The 784-nt window shown below is 52.9% G+C and carries 1 protein-coding gene; it reads right to left on the reverse strand.

The window, feature by feature from the left end:
* Positions 1 to 492: 492 nt before the first annotated feature.
* A partial coding sequence (locus tag MPL1_RS14215) for a hypothetical protein (RefSeq protein ID WP_235045593.1) occupies positions 493 to 784 on the reverse strand: 292 nt, incomplete at its 5' end.

Raw genomic sequence — 784 nt, forward strand, 5'->3', positions numbered from 1 at the left:
TTCTTTGCGTGCCCACAAATTTGTCTGGAACAAAGTTGGACKCMGGAAGCGCCCGAAGGGTGAGAGGCATGGATGCCTCGAATCAAAAAAACGAACCAAAGAAAAGGGCAGCCCATGCTTGCCCTGCGGGTTCCCTGTGCTTCTCGATATGGTCGGGCATGACGGAAACTCGCTGCGCTCAAACAACCGTTATGCTGATCCGACCAGCTCTGCGATGCTCGGCTTCGCATAAGGGCGTTTGTGGATTCTTTCCTGCATGAGCTGGAATGACGGTTTTTGTTGGGCTTTATTTGCAGTGGAGGCAAGTTCAAACATCCCCTTTTGTGTTGACGAGTAGCGCAGCTTGGTCTGGATAACGGGCGGCCAGTGTTCGAGCGCAGCGAGTTTTGGCCGTACGCCAGAGCAAGCGAGCAACGCAGTGAAGCCGCAGGCCAACACAGGGGGTGCCCTGGGGTTGTTAGGGGAATGGGCATGCATTCCCCTGACTCGACCTTAAGTCGAAACAAAAGGTAGAACAATAGCTAGTTGTTGGGGGATTCCAATCTTCAGTGATTTATTGATTTCATGGATTGGAACGCTGCCGCGGGCGTTCATTTCTTTTGCGTGCCCACAAATTTGTCTGGAACAAATTTGGACGCCGGAAGCGCCCGAAGGGTGAGAGGCATGGATGCCTCGAATCAAAAAACGAACCAAAGAAAAGGGCAGCCCATGCTTGCCTGCGGGTTCCTGTGCTTCTCGATATGGTCGGGCATGACGGAAACTCGCTGCRCTCAAACAACCGTTA

This window comes from Methylophaga lonarensis MPL, from assembly GCF_000349205.1.
GTDB lineage: Bacteria > Pseudomonadota > Gammaproteobacteria > Nitrosococcales > Methylophagaceae > Methylophaga > Methylophaga lonarensis.